Raw genomic sequence first — 16221 nt, forward strand, 5'->3', positions numbered from 1 at the left:
TGCCTTCTTTATGAATCAGGTACATGACATAACCAAAAGAAACCAGGGTTGTGACCACTATGACGAGCATGATGATACCGTCCATTTCATTACCCTCTATTTAAAAGTGAGGGTGACAGCATGCGCCGGTACCAAGCCCCATAACAGCAGCAGATAATTAATAAAAAAGCGGATCAGAACAGTGCGGTGCCAAGCCTGGCGGCGCCTGCTAGAGTGCAATGACCATTGGAGAGCGAGGGAACATGATGCGCCGGTTGATAACGATAATGGGTGTGCTGGCATTGGCGGGTTGTGCCGCCAAAGCGACCGATCCCCGGATGCCTCTGGATGCCGACAGCGCCAAAAGTGCTGAAAGCTACGCCCAGTGCCTGGCGCCGAAATGGGCGGCGTTCAAGCCCGGCCTGCGCCAGGAGCAGACTGAGACAGGCTACAAATTGACTGTAGAGGCGGCCTACACCGCTGCCCCCGCCTGGGCGCAGATCGATCAAGCCGGGCAGGGCTCGCATGTACGGGTATTCCTGCCGCCGGAGTGGGCGGGCACCAATGGATGGACCGACATGGCAAGGGACTGCCTGTAATCCTGATCTTAGCGAGTTAACGCCCTTGCCCTGGCTGGCCGCTATCCGTCAGGGCGAGGGCAAGCATTGCCGCTTACACCAGCATCTTGATCCCGATCAGGCCCAGCATCACAGCCAGGCAGGGGCGCAGTACGGCATCGGGTACCCGGCCAGAGAGGTGACTGCCCAGGTAAATGCCAGGTAGAGAACCGATCAATAGATGCCCCAGCAACGGCCAGTCCATATTTCCCATACCCGCGTGCCCAAGCCCCGCTACGAGGGTAAGCGGCACCGCATGGGCAATCTCGGTGCCAACCAGGCGGCGGGTTGGCAGTAGGGGGTACAACATAAACAACGCCACTGTACCCAGTGCTCCGGCTCCAATCGAGGTCAGGGACACCATCGTTCCCAACACGGCCCCGGTCAGCAGCGTACACGTCCTTAGCCCTTTTGCCCCCAGGCTGTAGCGATCGCTCGCGTGACGATTGGCGAAGGCCAGCAGCCGGGTGCGCAATAGAATAGCCAGGGCAGTCAGCAGCAGCACATAGGCCAACGCCGTTTTGATCAGCGCATTGAGCGCCTGGGTATCAGTATTGAGCCGGTGCAGTACCCACAAGGTGATAGCAGCGGCAGGCACGCTTCCCAGCGCTAGCCAGCCGGTAATGGGCCAGTCGATATTCCGGTTACGGCCATGGACCCACACCCCGCTGCACTTGGTAATGGCGGCATAGAGCAGGTCCGTACCTACTGCGGTAGCGGGGTTGATGCCAAACCAGAGCAAGATGGGGGTCATCAAAGAGCCGCCCCCTACGCCGGTCATGCCTACAATAAAACCCACCACCAGGCCCGCGACGCTAAAGCCCAACATGCTTGAATCCATACCCGGTCTCGAACGCCTATAACCAAATCGAAGGGCAGCATAACCATAATCCATATAGCGGACTATAACGTTATCGAATGTAGTTAGGCGCCCTGGTTATAACGCAAGAGCGGTGGAACTCTCTACAGGTGGGCAGGCCCAAATCTCAAGTACAACGCACACTAGGAGATCACCATGAGCGACGCTGACGATAAAAAGCCAGATGACGACACCCCCGCGCATTCCACCCCGGAAGAACAAGAGCGCCTGAAGGACTTCAATAAAGGCGGTATCCCACCTGGCAGTTCGTAATCCTTTCGCGGTACAAAGGTGGCCGGCCTGACCACTGGGCCTACAGCATTTTTGCCTGAGATAACGGCCTGGCCACCTTTTCCAGGGGCTGCCCCTCGGCGGCAACTCCCCAACGCGCCTGGACAGCGCCCGCCAACACCATCAATGCCGCCCCCAGCAGGTAACCCAGGAACACCTTGAAGCGATCATGGCTTTCGATTAGCGCACCAAACAGGGTAGGCCCAAGGATACCGCCAAGGCCGGTACCAAACGCATAGAACACTGCGATTGCCAGCGCGCGAATTTCCAAGGGAAAGGTTTCGGCTACCGTAAGGTAGGCCGAGCTGGCCGCTGCGCTGGCAAAGAAGAAAATGACCATCCAGGCGATGGTTTGCTGCGTCACGGTTAGCAACTGTTGCTCGAACAGGTAACCCGCAATGGCTAGCAGTACACCACTTAAGATGTACGTGCTACTGATCATGACCTTGCGGCCGACCACATCGAACAGCCGGCCCAGCAATACAGGGCCGCAGAAGTTACCCAAGGCGAAGGGCAAGACGTACCAACCAATGTGCTCGGAAGGTACGTTATAGAAATCCGTGAGCACTAGCGCGTAAGTGAAGAAGATAGCGTTATAGAAAAACGCCTGGGCGGTCAGCAGGCTCATGCCTACCAGGGCGCGCTGCCGATGGGCAATGAACAGGCTGCTGAACACTTCTTTTAATGGCGTATGGTCCCTGGCATGCAAATGCAACGGCTCATCAGTCGCCGCAGGCAGTGCCGCACCCCGTTGCTGAAATTTCGCCTCGATGCCTTCCACGATACGCCGGGCTTCTTCAGGCTGGTTATGGATTAGCAGCCAGCGTGGGCTTTCTGGTACCCACAAGCGCATAAACATGATCACCAGCCCCAATACCGCGCCTATACCGAAGCACAGCCGCCACCCCAGATCGCCACCGACGGTGGTAGGGTCCAGCAGCACGATGGACCCTACCGCGCCCAGGGCGGCACCTACCCAGAAGGTGCCGTTAATGGTCAGGTCCACCCAGCCACGGTAACGGGCCGGGGTGAATTCCTGAATGGTGGAGTTGATCGCCGTGTACTCCCCTCCGATACCGGCGCCGGTGAGAAATCGGAACAGCAGGAAGCTCCAGAGATTCCAGGACAGCGCCGTGAGCGCCGTGGCGCCCACATATAGAAACAGCGTAATGTAAAACAGCTTGCGGCGGCCCAAGCGGTCGGTCAGCCAGCCAAAGAACAAGGCCCCCAGCACCGCGCCAGCAATGTAGGCCCCGCCGGCCAGGCCAATGTCGGCATTGCTCATGTGCAACGCCGGGCTGCCTTTGAGGGCGCCTGATACGGACCCTGCCAACGTGACTTCCAGCCCATCGAGCAGCCAAGTGATGCCTAAGGCGAACACCAGCAGCGTATGAAAGCGGCCCCAAGGTAAGCGATCAAGGCGGGCGGGCAGGTCTGTTTCATAAACTGCCCCGGCCTCGCCGCTTGAGGCCTCTGCTTGCTTGGCTCGATCCTTGGGGCTCATCACTGATCCTTCGCGGCCTGACCGCGCTGTCTGCCTGATTAAGGGGTAGGAGTAGGCCGGTGTTCAGAGAGTTCAAGCCGGCCCAGCGCGTATGAGCGGCCTTGAATCAGCGGGCGATGTCCTCCAAGGCCAGGTTGCGGGTACGAGGGCCAAAGCCGCCAATGGTGACCATCACGATCAACATACTGGTCACGATAAACGCCAGCACACCTGGCGTGCCCCACAGCTCCAGGAAAAACCCGATGATCAAGCTGCTGAACACCGTAGACAGGCGGCTGAAGGAATAGCAGAACCCAACGGCACGGGCACGAATATGAGTGGGGAACATCTCGCTCTGATAGGCATGGTAGCTAAAAGTAAGCCAGGCGTTGGCGAAGGTGACCATGATCCCGCACGCCACTAGCCCGAGCGGGCTGGTTTGGTAAGCGAACAGCGAGCCGAAGATCACCGTGCACAACGCTGAGCCGACGATCCCCCATTTGTTTTCTACCCTGTTGGCCAAGCCCATGCACAGCAACGGGCCCAGTGGGTAGGCCAGGGTGATGATAAAGGCATAGCCCAGGCTGTGGGCCGTCGCCATGCCCTGGCCATTGAGCAAGGCGGGCAGCCAGTTGCCAAAGCCGAAAAAGCCTATGGCCTGGAAGATATTGAATACGATCAACATCCAGGCCCGGCGTCGATAGGGGGGCTGCCAGATATCCGAGAAGCGGCCCTGGGGCGCCACGCTGATGGTTTTGATTGCCACGGCCTCCAGGGGCCGCCCTTGGTCCTGTTCACAGCGCGCCTCGATTGCGGCCAGGGTTTGCTCGGCTTCATCCAGCCGGCCTTGCTGGGCCAACCAGCGGGGCGACTCGGGCAGGCGCTTGCGCAGCCACCAGATAAACAGCGCGAACACAGCGCTGGCCAATACAACCCAACGCCAGCCGGCCACACCCAATGGCGCCTGGGGCACCAGCCACCAGGACATCAACGCTACTGCTGGAACAGACAGGAATTGTACGAAGAAGGCGAAGGCAAAGGCCGCGCTGCGCAAGCGCTTAGGCACCAGTTCGCTCAAGTAGGTATCGATGGTCACCAGTTCGATGCCAAGGCCTATGCCTACGAAAAACCGGCAGAGAATAATCCCCATGGCGGTGCTTTGCAGGCCCATGACCACGGTTGCCAGGGTGTACCACACCAGCGCGAAGGTAAAAATGGCTCGTCGCCCGAACCGGTCGGCGATAGGGCTGAGCAGGCTGGCGCCGATGAACAGGCCAAGGAAGGTAGACGAGGCAAACGCGGCCTGATCCGATACTCCGAATGCGCCCTCAGCACCCTTTTTAAAGATGCCTGCGTCGAACAGGCCCGGGCTGATGTAAGCGGTCTGGAACAAATCGTAGAGTTCGAAGAACCCGCCAATGGACAACAACGCTACCAGACGCCAAAGGGTTTTCACCGAAGGCAACCGGTCAATGCGCGCGGAGATGCCTGATGCGCGAGCGTGGGCAGGGTCAGTAAAGGCCGATGACGTCATTGGGCGGTTATCCAGTCAGTTGAGGCTACCCATAGTACTGAGTGCTCAAGGAATAGCGTGTGCAAAGATAGGGAGCGAACCAGAAGATTGAGCAACAAAGCACTCATTTTTATTGTTTTATTAAAATAAAAAACCAATATCAGCGCGACGTTGGCTTTTCCAAAGTTGCATCAATCTTAATGATTCTTACCATCGGGGTAATGAAATTCCGAATTCCGCTCAGGCGCGTAACATTGGCACTACGAAATACAGCATTCCTTCAAAAGGTAGACAGATTATGAAACGCGCATTCGCACTGAGTATTGCACTCACCCTTATGGCCAGCGGCAGTGCCTACGCACGTTCCCAGGCTAACCACCCGCTGGACCACGTCACCAGCGCGCACAGCTCCAGTTATAGCCAGACCGTAGCCGAAGATGGCGCCGACCGCCGCCTCAACAGCGTGGCCGAAGATGGCGCCGACCGTTACCTGAACGCCATTGCCCAAGACGGCGCCGAGCGCCAGCTCAATAGCGCTAGCTGAAGCCTGCCGTTAGGCATCGGGCACGGTTTGAACCCGTGGGCACGCACTTGATGGGTCGTTCACCCAGCGGCTTGCGGTGCCAGCAATGGCTACGGCCAGTTTGTCGATTAGCTGTTGGTGTGCCAGTACCAAGTCATTGATGCTGCCGTTGGCGTTCTGCCGCAGTAGCGTAGAGCAGGTGAGGGTACGCTGACCCGATGCGGCAGGTGACCTCAACCCTAGGCTCCACACCACGTCTACCAGCGCATATTGGCCTGGCACGGTTTCGAACCTACGCACATCGGTACGCAGCGACAATAACGGCATGCCGGGCGTACGTGGCATGCCCGCGATGTCTCGGGTCCCCAGCCGCTGTTCCAGGCGCTGGGTCAGGGCATCGTGGTACTCATCCGCCAGCGGCGCCCCCCAACGTTCACTTTCCAGTATCGCCAGGCTGCCTTGGCCTTGGCGCACGACCAGTTGTGGCTGGTCCACTTGCACCGGCATGCGCACCTGTTGCACCTCGAATTGAAAGCCCGGGGTAGCTACCGGGTGTGCATCAGGCACCGCCTGCGGCGCCAGCAAGGTGTGGTAGCCGGTAGGGGCGGAGGCGCACGCGGCCAAGGCCAGGGGGGCGAGCCACGTCAGGGCACGAAAGGAGTTAGCGTTCATCGGGCTTGGGCTTCCCTTGAAGTGGGTGTGGTGGAGCGATAGGCGTCGGGTTGCCCTTCACGGGTACGGCCGCGGATCAAGGATTCCGGATGGCGCCCCAGGTAGTCAGTCAGTGCCCGCACGGATTTGGCCGTGCGCTCCACCTCGCCCATGGCATCGCTCAACTGCTGACGCTGAGGCGAATCCTCGCCCAGGGTTTGCTCGGCGGCGGCCAGGGTTTTGCGGGTTTGGTCCAGCGTGTCGTTAAGCTGTGGCAACATGCGGGTATTGACCTGCCGAAGGGTTTTGCTCATCTCGCTCAAGCTGCCGTTGAGGTTAATGGCGATCTGGTCCAGAGGTAGCTTGCTGAATTTGTCCACGATGGCTTGTAGTTGCTCCTGAAGTTTATCCAGGCTGCCAGGTACCGTCGGGATCAACAGAGGCCGCGCGGCCGTGTCGAAGTTGACCGGCGCGGCCCGGGGAACGAAGTCCAGAGAGATATACAACTGCCCGGTGATCAGGTTGGCGGTACGGGCCTGGGCCCGCAGGCCTTGCTTGACGAAAGCGGCCATCAATTGTGCGGAACGGCTGTCGTCCTCGGCGCCCCACTGGGAGAGAATTTTCTCATGGGCCTTGCCCAGGCGGGCGGGGTAGATCACCGCACCCACCATGGTAGGGAAGTTCTTTTTGTCCTGGTCGTAATCGAGGTCCACCGACACCACCCGGCCCAGGTTCACGCCGTGAAATTCCACCGGCGCATTGACCGTCAGGCCCCGCAGGGATTGCTCGAAGCGCATGCGTATATACCGTGGCTCGCCATCTGGCGGCGCCAAGGCAGACTCTTGGTCTCCATACAGCTGGAACTGGGCGTGCTCTTCGGCCGGGGTGGCGTCCGGGCTCCAGCGCGGCTCCACGAAAGCGATGCCGCCAGCCAGAATCGACGACACCGACTGGGTGTTGACCTTCAGCCCATTGGCGCCGAGGGAAACGTCCACGCCGCTGGCGTTCCAGAAGCGGCTATCGGACGAGACGAACTTGTCATTGGGCGAATTGATAAAGACTTCGACATCCACCCCCTTGCCGTCTTCAGCCAGTTCATAGCCGATCACCTGGCCTACCTGAATCCGCCGGTAGTACACAGGCGAGCCGATATCCAGCGAGCCCAGGTCTTCGGTGTGCAGCATAAAGCGCCGGCCTTGCTGGCCGTAGATGATGGCCGGCGGTGTTTCGCTGCCCACGAACTCCTTGCGGCGTTCTTTCGAAGAGCCCGCATCGGCCCCGATAAAGGCACCGGAGAGCAGGGTGTCTACCCCGGACACACCTTGGGTGCCAATACGCGGGCGTACCACCCAGAACACCGAGTCGGCGGCGGTAAAGCCTGCTGCCGAAGCGTTAAGGGCAACGCTGGCCACCACATGGCTGCGGTCTGGGGCCAGCTCGATGTCGGTGACGTGGCCGATGACCACATTCTTGTATTTGACCTGTGTTTTATTGGCTTCCAGGCCTTCGGCGGTCTGGAACTGCACGGTGATCTTCGGGCCAGCGGAAAGGGTGTCGTGTACCAGCATCGACAGCCCCACCAGGGCCGCGGCAATGGGCACCAGCCACACCAGCGACACATTGAAGCGGCGCTTGCGCACCGTGGGAGGGGTTACGCCCCGAGGCTCGTCGGGGTGGCCGTGTTCATTCATCGTCAACCTCTGCGTCCCAGATCAACCGGGGATCGAAACTCATGGCGGCAAGTATCGTTAGCACGACCACCAAACCGAAAAACAGAATGCCCAAGCGTGGCTCTATGGAGCTTAACGCGTGAAACTGCACCAACGCGGCCACCAAGGCCACGACCAGTACGTCCAACATGGACCAATAGCCGATCAGTTCGATAAACCGAAACAGCCGAGAGCGTTCGCGCATTGCCCACAGGCTGCGCTTGCGAACCGTGATCAGTAGCAGCGCCAGAGCAAAGAATTTTAAGCTCGGCACCACCACGCTGGCGAAAAATATCAACAGGGCGATGTCCCACGAGCCGCTTTCCCAGAATTCCAGCACCCCGCTCATAATGGTGTTTTCGCTCGCGTTACCGAACATGTTGGTGTTCATCACCGGCAACAGGTTCGCCGGTATGTAGAAGATCAGGGCGGCGATCAGCAAGGCCCAGGTGCGTACCAGGCTGTTGGGCTTGCGCCGGTGCAAGGGCGCATGACAGCGCAGGCAGTGGGTGTCGCTCAAGGGGCAGGCTTGGCCGCACAGGTGACACAACTGAAGACCGGCCTCCCTGGCATATGGCAGCCGACTCATGGCAGGCGCCCTTCGAAATCGTCCCACAGGTAGCGGATCTCACGCCCACCCAGTGCAATGAGCAGCACCGTTAGCATTGCCAACGCCCATAACCCTACACCAGGGTGTACGTTGAGCATGCCCCCAAGCTTGATGATCGCCACCAGAATGCCCAGCAGGCACACTTCCAGCATGCTCCAGGGGCGCAGGTACTCAAGGGCCCGCATGCAGGCGCGAAAGCCCGGCGCGGCTTTATCTTGGCAGGCAAAGCCCAATACCCAACACAGCAACGTGACCTGCAACAAAGGCGCGAGAATGATGGTCAGGCCGGTGACTGCCGCCATGGGGGTGATACGGCCGTGGTTAAGGGCCTGTACCGACTGCAACAGGGTTGCGGCGTTGTTCAGCCCTTCCAGGCTGATGCCCATCACCGGGAAGGCATTGGCGAACACGAACAACAACGCGGCGGTCAGCGCCAGAGCAAAATGCTGCTGCACCGAAAGCCGCCGTGCCCGACTCAGTACCGCGCCGCAACGGCAACAGCTAGATGACTGGCCGCGCCCCAGGGTGATGGGTTCATAGAGGGTGTCGCAGTGCTCGCAAATCAACCATGAAGGGGTATTCGCGCGAGCAGCGGACGGGGGCGAGCTGGAGGTCAATGGCATGGAACAGCATTCTCGTTAAACTGGCTTGCCCTGTCCATAAGGGGCCGCCGATAGCGGTTGGATAGCAGCGCCGGGCAAATGATCCACCCGAATGACAGCAGATTCATCCCTTGCCCCAACCGCGCTTTAGCAGATGCCGCAGTCCCTCCAGTACCAACACCGCTACCGCGGCCCATATCGCGGCATAGGTGGGCCATTGCTCGTTGCTGATGGTTTCGCCCAGCAGTAATGACACGGCAACCAGCAGTACAGGCTCCACATAGCTGAGCAGACCGAACAGGCTAAACGGCAGTTGCCGGCTGGCCATGACGTAGCTGACCAGCGCCAAGGCGCTGATAAGTCCCAATCCCGGAATCAGCCCCCATAGCGCCGGGCGCAGGGCTACGTCCTGAACCGATAGCGGGCCGGTGATTACGAACAGCAACGCCACTGGCGTCATCAATAGCATGTCCGTCCATAGCCCGCCTAAGTGATCGGTGCGAAAACGCCGGCGCAGAATAAAATACAACGGGTAACCCAGGGTGACCACCAGTGTTTCCCAGGCAAAGCTGCCGTGACGCAACAATTCATGGCCCACGCCCAGTGCAGCGAGCAGCACGGCCAGGGTTTGCGCCCTGGACAACGACTCGCCCCACATCACCTTACCCGTCAATACCATGGCCAAGGGCAGCAGGAAGTAACCCATGGACACTTCCAGGCTGCGCCCGTGCAAGGGCGCCCAAAGGAACAGCCAGAGCTGTACGCCCATCAGGCCTGCCGTGGCTGCCGGGCCAGCCAGCCGGATGGGTTTGTCAGCGATTCGTCGCAGTACCCCAAGGGCCAGCCGCCAATCGCCGGTGATCAACAAAAACAGGGTGACGCAAGGCAGGGTGAGGAGCATGCGCCAGCCAAAGATCTCTTCCCCGGTCAAGGGGCTGAGCAAGGAGGTGTAGTAATACATCAGCGCAAACAGCGTAGACGCGAGAACGGATGCAGCGATACCTCGGGACACAACGACCTCTTGAGCGAAACAGCGACAGCGTGGGCGCGGCACGTTACCCCAGCGCGGCCGCCGATGCCAGCGGGGGCTGTGGTACCCGCAAGCCGGCCCGTGCGTAGCTGGCGAACAGGTCCGCGGGCATGGGCTTGGCGAACAGATACCCCTGCAGGTAGGCTACGCCTTGCCCGGCCAAATACTGCTGCTGCTCCGGGGTTTCCACCCCCTCGGCTACCACGTCCAGGTTTAGCTTGCCGCACAGCTCGATGATGCTGTCCAAAATGTGCCGGCCAAGGGCCTGACTGCCGATCATGGTAACGAAGCTGCGGTCGATTTTGAGGTAGTCCATGCTGAATTGATGCAGGTAGGACAAGCTCGAATGGCCGGTACCGAAGTCATCCAGCGCGATCCGCACGCCCATGTTGCGTAATTGCGCGAAGATAGCCAGGGTATCAGGCGCGGGCACCACCAGTTCGCGCTCGGTCAGTTCCAGCACCAGTTGAATACGGCCAGGGGGGAAGTTATCCAAAAAGCGCTGGCAATCGACGACTAGCGAAGGCTCGCGAAAATGCGCCGCGGCGATATTGATTCCAATATGAAAGCCATCATCGAGCACTGGTGCTAGAGGCAGCAGGGCCACGGCGGTTTGCTGCATCAAATGGCGGGTCATGGGTACGATCAAACCATTGGCCTCGGCATAGGGAATGAATAAGTCGGGCTTTACCAAGCCTTCCCGCGGGTGCCGCCAACGCATAAGCACCTCCGCGCCAGTACAGGCGCCGTTTGTGCTGGTAACCACGGGTTGGAAGAAAGGTACGAACTCACCGGCGGCCAATGCACGGAGCAACTCCTGGCGCTGGGAGCCGGCCCGGCGTTGTAGCCAGTGACAGCTGACACCTGCCGCAAGCCCTAAAGCGGCCAGCAAAGCAAGGGTCGCATAGTCGCCCCATACCCGTTTCCAAGCGGCGCCTTCGGCAAAACCTGCGTGGAGTCGCAAGGGGTAGGTGGGCGAGGTTAGCGTGGCCTGGCCAGACGAAAAGCCTGCGGGCACGCCCTGGTGGACCTCACCCTGGGCTTGCATCCAACTGCCCCCGACCTGTAACACTAGCGCTTCGTCTGCTTCAGCTGGGACCAACAGATTGGCCAGATGCTGCCCGTCTACCGTAGCCAAGGCCGAACCTGCCGGGGTGGTTGCTCGATATATCAACAGGGCCCGGCCTGGGGTAACCGTATCGGCGGCGAACAAGCGCAAGCGGCCGTCCGCATAACCTTCCTGGCTAAATACTTCTTCAACGGGCCCGTAGAGCGAGCTGCAATAGGCGTGACCCTGGCTGACCAGGCTGGTGGAGCGTACGTAAGGGTTACGCGTGACCTGCTCGCGCAATGCCAAGGTAGCGCTGGAGCAACCTCGGCCCGCCAGAGGGGCCAGCGCATGCGCGGCACTGGCGGCATTGTCCACAATAACCGTAAGGCGCTTAAGGGCGGCGGCGACAGCCTGTTGGGATTGGGCCTGCAAATTGCGTTCGGCCTGCCAGGCCAGCAAGGGCAAGCCCAGCAATAAGGGCATCAGGGTAATCAAAACGGCCGCAGCCCTTCGAGCGAAACGCTGCGGCAAAGCCGGTAGTGCCATTGCATGTTCCTTGCGCCGGAAATTCGTAACCGGCGGGAGCATAGCGTTAACGGCTCAAGGCATCACTTTTTCTGATCGTCCTTTTGTTGCATCTGCACAGATCCCGGGGCGCTGTCGGCATTTTTCTGTGTCGTGTTCTTTTCACTGCTGTCAAAGCAGCCTGTCAGCAATACAAAGCTTGCGATAAGTACGGTAGAGGCAAAAACTTTCATTAAGGGCGCTCCAGTAAAGCAGGGTTCGCTACTGTGACCCGAACAGGCCCAAAGGGTTGCGCCGGAAAAAGGCCAACGACAAGTTCAATTACGCTGGGTAGAATCGATTTGCGCCTATAACAACAATCGCCCTTGGAGGCGTTCAATGCACCGGTACGGCTTCCTACTCTTGGTCGGCCAACATTTGGCCCGAAGCACCCGCGGTCTGCCGGGCGCGCCACCCTGTCACCCTCGTTAAGCGTTGTGTCTTTCCAATCGCACGAGGTGTACACCATGTCGGACATCTACGAAAACCCTATGGGCCTGCAAGGCTTTGAGTTCATTGAGCTTGCCTCGCCCACCCCTGGCCTGCTTGGGCCGGTATTGGCCATGATGGGCTTTACTCTCATCGCCAACCACCGCTCCAAGCAGGTACAGTTGTATCGCCAGGGCGGCATCAACCTGATCGTCAATAACGAGCCCAGGAGTGTAGGGGCCTATTTCGCCGCCGAACATGGGCCATCGATTTGCGGCATGGCGTTCCGCGTGGACAATGCGCAGCATGCCTATGCCAGGGCTTTGGAGCTGGGGGCGCAGCCGGTCGAGATTGCCACCGGGCCCATGGAGCTGCGCCTGCCAGCCATCAAGGGCATAGGCGGCGCGCCCCTGTATTTGATCGACCGCTTCGGCGAGGGCAGTTCGATCTACGACATCGACTTTGTATTCCTGCCTGGCGTTGACCGGCATCCCAAAGGCGCGGGGTTGAAAGTGATCGACCACCTCACCCATAACGTGTACCGAGGGCGAATGGCGTACTGGGCTGGGTTTTACGAAAAACTGTTCAACTTCCGCGAGCTGCGCTATTTCGATATCACCGGGGAATACACCGGCCTGACGTCCAAGGCGATGAGCGCGCCGGATGGGCTTATTCGCATTCCGTTGAACGAAGAGTCATCCCGGGGCGCGGGGCAGATCGAAGAGTTTTTGCTCAAGTTCAATGGCGAAGGCATACAGCATGTGGCCTTCCTGACCGATGACTTGATTGCGACCTGGGATGCGCTCAAGGCGCTGGGCATGCGCTTTATGACGGCCCCGCCGGCTACCTATTACGAAATGCTCGAAGAGCGTTTGCCCGGCCACGGTGAGCCTACCGAAGCACTGCGGGCGCGTGGCATTTTGCTCGACGGGGCCACTGCTGCGGGGGGTCAACGATTATTACTGCAGATCTTCTCCGAAACCCTATTGGGGCCGGTTTTTTTTGAGTTCATCCAACGCAAGGGCGACGATGGCTTTGGCGAGGGTAATTTCAAGGCTCTATTCGAATCCATCGAGCGTGATCAGGTACGCCGGGGCGTGTTGGCCCCCGAACCTTCGTAAGGCCTTTCGCGAGCTAGCGCTCACGCCTACACACGGGCGGGGCTGGCAACCCGTACCGTGTAGGAGCGAGCGCTAGCTCGCGAACATCCTCAGCACCCAGTGCGGTAACCTATGTCGCCTGTCGATGCCGTGTCAGCAGCCAGTGGCACAGCCAGCCGGTGAAGATGGACACCATGGTCAAGGCGCCTAGCACGGTAATCAATTTTTCGGTCAGCGAGCCCAGTACGTATTCAGCCGATACGCTGCTGTGCATGGCGTAGTCGAAGCGCATCGAGGGTGTGCTGGCGCGGTAACGAGGGTTTTGGCGCAGTTCGCCGCGCAACAGTGAGCCGTCATCCCAGAGGTATACCCCATTCACATGCAAGGCCACATCCGTTGTGCCGCTCACCAGATCGAGCCGGTCTACCACTAAACGGTTGTCCAGCGTTACGCTGATGCCAAAGGCTTCGCCGTTGTTACGCAGGGTGAGGGCGCCAAAGTCGTTGTGTAGCTTATCCGGGCCAAGCAAGGCCAGGTTCTGGTTGTCGAGCAGCACGGGCTCTCGGGCGATCGGTGGCGGCCGTGTCGAAGGCTTGCCACTGACGCTATCGCAGTAGGGTTCGCCTTTATAGAGCAGTGTGGCCGAGCGCAGCCATGGGTTTTGCGCAACCTGTTGGCGCATGACCGGCAAAGCCCTTTCGCAGCCTTGCCCGACCGAGGGCGCCAGGATTTCAGTGGTCTCCAGCGCCGCGCTCAACAAACGGTCCACTTGCTCCACGGCCGCGGTGCCTACCCGCAGGTTTTCCTTGCGTAACGATCCATCGGCCAGCGATAGCGTCAAGCTAACCCCTGCGATCATCGGCAAGGTGCCGGCAGTCAGTGACCACAAGGCCGTGGCAAGGGGTGAGCGGTGTTTGCCTATCCGTGACATAACTGATCCCTGTGAAATTTCGCCGGGCCAGGGTAGTGGGTGCCTGCCACCACTTCAGGGGCTGGGAGCAGGCAGGGTGTATAGGAAATTTCCCCTTATGTTGAGCGAAGTCCATAAAAGGGCAGAAAGGGGATCCGTTTCGTTGCGGTTGCCCGGCCAATGGTCAAGAATGCCAGGGTTAGTTGCATCCAGAGCCTGACCATGCCCTATACCGCACCTTTGCCTTTCCCGTATTCGTTAGGGGTAATGAGTGACCGCATCCGTGCCTATCCATGGCAGGACAGTGCGCTGGGCCCTTGGCAGCGTTGGCCTGAGCCGTTGCGATGCTCTGTGGTCAATGTATTGGCCTGTGGGTTTCCCCAATGCGTGATCTGGGGGGAGCGTCAACTGACCCTTTACAACGACGCTTTCGCCGATTTGCTCGGGCAGGGCGCGCCTGTGCTTGGGGAAACCTTCGAGCGCTTGTGGCCACATGCCGGGCCTCGGCTGGCGCCCATCGTGCGTCGGGCATTCGCCGGGCAGGCCTGTCATGACGAAAACCACTGCTTGCCCGTGCAGCGCAATGGCCGCTGCGAGCCCGCTTGGTACACCTTTTGTTTCAGCCCCCTGCGCGATGCTGCCGGTACGGTCGTCGGTGTATTGGGCACGGTCGTGGAAACCACCACCACCGTAGAAGCAGAGCGCGAACTCAAGGCCCTGGCCAGCCGCTTCGAGCGGGAAATCGCCGAGCGCACCGCAGACCGCAACCGGCTGTGGCAACTGTCCACCGACATCATGCTGGTTACCCGCGCGGACTTATCCATTACCGCCGTCAACCCAGCCTGGGAAACGGTATTAGGCAGGGCTGAGCCAGAGTTGCTGGGCCTTAGCGTCTTGGACTTGCTGCACCCCGATGATGTGGCTGTGTGTCGGCAGGCAGCGGTGGACCTGGGCGCGGGCCGCACCTTGCGTGACATGGACTGCCGCTTGCGCCACAAGCACGGCGGCTATCGTTGGATCAACTGGGCGGCCGTACCGGGCGATGGGTTTTTCAATGCCGTGGGCCGGGACGTAACCGTAGAACGTGAGCGCGCCGCCGCGTTGGAGCAAGCCGAAGAACTACTGCGTCATAGCCAGAAGATGGAAGCGGTGGGTCAACTGACTGGCGGGCTTGCCCATGACTTCAACAACTTGCTCACCGCAATATCCGGCAGCCTGGAGCTGATGGGGCGGCGCATCGAGCAAGGGCGAGTCGATCAACTCAGCCGCTATATCACCGCGGCACGTGGAGCGGCGGACCGTGCGGCATTGTTGACCCATCGCTTGCTGGCCTTTGCTCGGCGGCAAACCCTCGATACTCGCCCAGTAACGGTCAGCTCGCTGGTAACAGGGCTCGAAGAGCTCATACGGCAAACCCTAGGGCCGAAGATTCACTGCGAGCGCAACTTGGGCGAGCAGCCTTGGTGCGTACTGGCTGACGCCAACCAGTTGGAAAGCGCCTTGCTCAACCTATGCATCAACGCCCGGGACGCCATGCCGGATGGCGGCACGCTGACCGTGGAGTGCAACGGCCATGTGCAAGCCACCGCCGGAACCGATAGGGACGGGCTCAGCCCAGGAGAATATGTAGCCATCAGCGTTACGGACACCGGCCATGGCATGGGGCCGTCAGTGCTGGCCAGGGTCTTTGATCCGTTTTTCACCACCAAACCGCTAGGGCAGGGCACAGGGCTTGGGCTGTCGATGGTGTATGGGTTCGCCCGGCAATCCGGGGGCACGGTACGAATCGACTCAGTGCCAGGGCAAGGCACCCGAGTCACGGTGCTGCTCCCTCGGCACTGTGAGATCGTTGATACACCTACCGCGCCCTTGGAGGCGCAGCTGGCCGAACCTGCTGCCGGTGGTGAGTGCATTTTGCTTATCGACGACGAAACCACCATTCGCGAACTGGTAACCGAAACCTTGGAGGGCCTGGGTTATGAGGTGATCAGCGCGGGTGACGGCGCCACTGGGTTGGCGGCCTTGGGGCGGGCCACGCATGTAGACTTGGTGATCACTGACATTGGTTTGCCTGGAGGCCTTACCGGCCTACAAGTTGCCCAGGCCATGCGCGCGATCAAGCCTACGTTGCCCGTGCTGTTTATCACCGGCTATGCAGAGCAATCGTCCTTGATCAGCAATGGCCTGGAGGCGGGTATGGAAATACTCACCAAGCCCTTCTCCCTGAACGATTTCGCCCAGCGGGTAGCGCAGATGCTGAGTCAGCCGGGAGGGTGATACCGTCTTGATCCGCATCGCAA

Annotated in this window: 15 protein-coding genes; 4 read left to right on the forward strand and 11 right to left on the reverse strand. The window is 59.9% G+C overall.

Translation table 11 applies throughout. The annotated features are described in order from the left end of the window. The first annotated feature begins 242 nt into the window (after positions 1 to 242). Positions 243 to 578 carry a hypothetical protein gene (locus tag ACWKV4_RS13385; RefSeq protein WP_483832566.1) on the forward strand — a complete coding sequence of 112 codons (336 nt, stop codon included), beginning with the start codon at positions 243 to 245 and terminating at the stop codon, positions 576 to 578. A gap of 73 nt (positions 579 to 651) precedes the next feature. Here the strand turns inward: ACWKV4_RS13385 and ACWKV4_RS13390 are convergent, their stop codons facing one another. From ACWKV4_RS13390 to ACWKV4_RS13400, 3 genes are all read right to left on the reverse strand, one after another. Next, positions 652 to 1437: a sulfite exporter TauE/SafE family protein gene (locus tag ACWKV4_RS13390; protein WP_483832567.1), complete on the reverse strand. Its 786-nt coding sequence runs from the start codon at positions 1435 to 1437 to the stop codon at positions 652 to 654. A 331-nt stretch (positions 1438 to 1768) separates the two neighbouring features. After that, positions 1769 to 3250 (reverse strand): MFS transporter, encoded by a 1482-nt coding sequence (locus ACWKV4_RS13395; protein WP_483832568.1) that lies wholly within the window; start codon positions 3248 to 3250, stop codon positions 1769 to 1771. A gap of 106 nt (positions 3251 to 3356) precedes the next feature. Next, positions 3357 to 4763, reverse strand: a complete 1407-nt coding sequence (locus ACWKV4_RS13400; protein ID WP_483832569.1) for an MFS transporter — start codon at positions 4761 to 4763, stop codon at positions 3357 to 3359. Positions 4764 to 5040: 277 nt separating this feature from the next. Here ACWKV4_RS13400 and ACWKV4_RS13405 point away from each other — a divergent pair, with 277 nt between their 5' ends. Beyond that, the gene (locus ACWKV4_RS13405; protein WP_483832570.1) at positions 5041 to 5286 is read left to right on the forward strand and encodes a hypothetical protein; all 246 of its coding nucleotides are present in this window, start codon (positions 5041 to 5043) and stop codon (positions 5284 to 5286) included. A 9-nt stretch (positions 5287 to 5295) separates the two neighbouring features. Here the strand turns inward: ACWKV4_RS13405 and ACWKV4_RS13410 are convergent, their stop codons facing one another. The 7 genes from ACWKV4_RS13410 to ACWKV4_RS13440 form a co-directional block, all read right to left on the reverse strand. Continuing rightward, positions 5296 to 5937, reverse strand: coding sequence for a PqiC family protein (locus tag ACWKV4_RS13410; RefSeq protein ID WP_483832571.1), 642 nt, complete (start codon positions 5935 to 5937; stop codon positions 5296 to 5298). Next, positions 5934 to 7607, reverse strand: coding sequence for a PqiB family protein (locus tag ACWKV4_RS13415; RefSeq protein ID WP_483832572.1), 1674 nt, complete (start codon positions 7605 to 7607; stop codon positions 5934 to 5936). The genes ACWKV4_RS13410 and ACWKV4_RS13415 overlap by 4 nt, the downstream gene beginning before the upstream one ends. Then, entirely contained in the window at positions 7600 to 8214 is a 615-nt protein-coding gene (locus ACWKV4_RS13420) for a paraquat-inducible protein A (protein ID WP_483832573.1), read from the reverse strand. The genes ACWKV4_RS13415 and ACWKV4_RS13420 overlap by 8 nt, the downstream gene beginning before the upstream one ends. After that, positions 8211 to 8858: a paraquat-inducible protein A gene (locus tag ACWKV4_RS13425; protein ID WP_483832574.1), complete on the reverse strand. Its 648-nt coding sequence runs from the start codon at positions 8856 to 8858 to the stop codon at positions 8211 to 8213. The genes ACWKV4_RS13420 and ACWKV4_RS13425 overlap by 4 nt, the downstream gene beginning before the upstream one ends. 103 nt (positions 8859 to 8961) lie before the next feature. After that, the gene (rarD, locus tag ACWKV4_RS13430; protein ID WP_483832575.1) at positions 8962 to 9849 is read right to left on the reverse strand and encodes an EamA family transporter RarD; all 888 of its coding nucleotides are present in this window, start codon (positions 9847 to 9849) and stop codon (positions 8962 to 8964) included. A 43-nt stretch (positions 9850 to 9892) separates the two neighbouring features. Next, positions 9893 to 11464 carry an EAL domain-containing protein gene (locus ACWKV4_RS13435; protein WP_483832576.1) on the reverse strand — a complete coding sequence of 524 codons (1572 nt, stop codon included), beginning with the start codon at positions 11462 to 11464 and terminating at the stop codon, positions 9893 to 9895. 62 nt (positions 11465 to 11526) lie between these two features. Beyond that, positions 11527 to 11676, reverse strand: coding sequence for a hypothetical protein (locus ACWKV4_RS13440; protein WP_483832577.1), 150 nt, complete (start codon positions 11674 to 11676; stop codon positions 11527 to 11529). A 273-nt stretch (positions 11677 to 11949) separates the two neighbouring features. Between ACWKV4_RS13440 and hppD the strand changes: the two genes are divergently transcribed. Then, on the forward strand, positions 11950 to 13032 hold the full coding sequence (gene hppD / locus ACWKV4_RS13445) for a 4-hydroxyphenylpyruvate dioxygenase (RefSeq protein WP_483832578.1): 1083 nt from the start codon (positions 11950 to 11952) through the stop codon (positions 13030 to 13032). A 109-nt stretch (positions 13033 to 13141) separates the two neighbouring features. On the opposite strand, the gene ACWKV4_RS13450 is transcribed toward hppD, so the two are convergent. Then, entirely contained in the window at positions 13142 to 13942 is an 801-nt protein-coding gene (locus ACWKV4_RS13450; RefSeq protein WP_483832579.1) for a CSS-motif domain-containing protein, read from the reverse strand. A 201-nt stretch (positions 13943 to 14143) separates the two neighbouring features. On the opposite strand from ACWKV4_RS13450, the gene ACWKV4_RS13455 reads away from it, so the two are divergent. Further along, the gene (locus tag ACWKV4_RS13455; protein ID WP_483832580.1) at positions 14144 to 16198 is read left to right on the forward strand and encodes an ATP-binding protein; all 2055 of its coding nucleotides are present in this window, start codon (positions 14144 to 14146) and stop codon (positions 16196 to 16198) included. Positions 16199 to 16221: the final 23 nt, after the last annotated feature.

The organism is Pseudomonas artemisiae (assembly GCF_057128685.1).

Coding starts and splice junctions, on each gene's coding strand:
- ACWKV4_RS13385 (WP_483832566.1), top strand. CDS start 243: ATGATGCGCCGGTTGATAACGATAATGGGTGTGCTGGCATTGGCGGGT.
- ACWKV4_RS13390 (WP_483832567.1), bottom strand. CDS start 1,437: ATGGATTCAAGCATGTTGGGCTTTAGCGTCGCGGGCCTGGTGGTGGGT.
- ACWKV4_RS13395 (WP_483832568.1), bottom strand. CDS start 3,250: ATGAGCCCCAAGGATCGAGCCAAGCAAGCAGAGGCCTCAAGCGGCGAG.
- ACWKV4_RS13400 (WP_483832569.1), bottom strand. CDS start 4,763: ATGACGTCATCGGCCTTTACTGACCCTGCCCACGCTCGCGCATCAGGC.
- ACWKV4_RS13405 (WP_483832570.1), top strand. CDS start 5,041: ATGAAACGCGCATTCGCACTGAGTATTGCACTCACCCTTATGGCCAGC.
- ACWKV4_RS13410 (WP_483832571.1), bottom strand. CDS start 5,937: ATGAACGCTAACTCCTTTCGTGCCCTGACGTGGCTCGCCCCCCTGGCC.
- ACWKV4_RS13415 (WP_483832572.1), bottom strand. CDS start 7,607: ATGAATGAACACGGCCACCCCGACGAGCCTCGGGGCGTAACCCCTCCC.
- ACWKV4_RS13420 (WP_483832573.1), bottom strand. CDS start 8,214: ATGAGTCGGCTGCCATATGCCAGGGAGGCCGGTCTTCAGTTGTGTCAC.
- ACWKV4_RS13425 (WP_483832574.1), bottom strand. CDS start 8,858: ATGCCATTGACCTCCAGCTCGCCCCCGTCCGCTGCTCGCGCGAATACC.
- ACWKV4_RS13435 (WP_483832576.1), bottom strand. CDS start 11,464: ATGGCACTACCGGCTTTGCCGCAGCGTTTCGCTCGAAGGGCTGCGGCC.
- ACWKV4_RS13440 (WP_483832577.1), bottom strand. CDS start 11,676: ATGAAAGTTTTTGCCTCTACCGTACTTATCGCAAGCTTTGTATTGCTG.
- hppD (WP_483832578.1), top strand. CDS start 11,950: ATGTCGGACATCTACGAAAACCCTATGGGCCTGCAAGGCTTTGAGTTC.
- ACWKV4_RS13450 (WP_483832579.1), bottom strand. CDS start 13,942: ATGTCACGGATAGGCAAACACCGCTCACCCCTTGCCACGGCCTTGTGG.
- ACWKV4_RS13455 (WP_483832580.1), top strand. CDS start 14,144: ATGCCCTATACCGCACCTTTGCCTTTCCCGTATTCGTTAGGGGTAATG.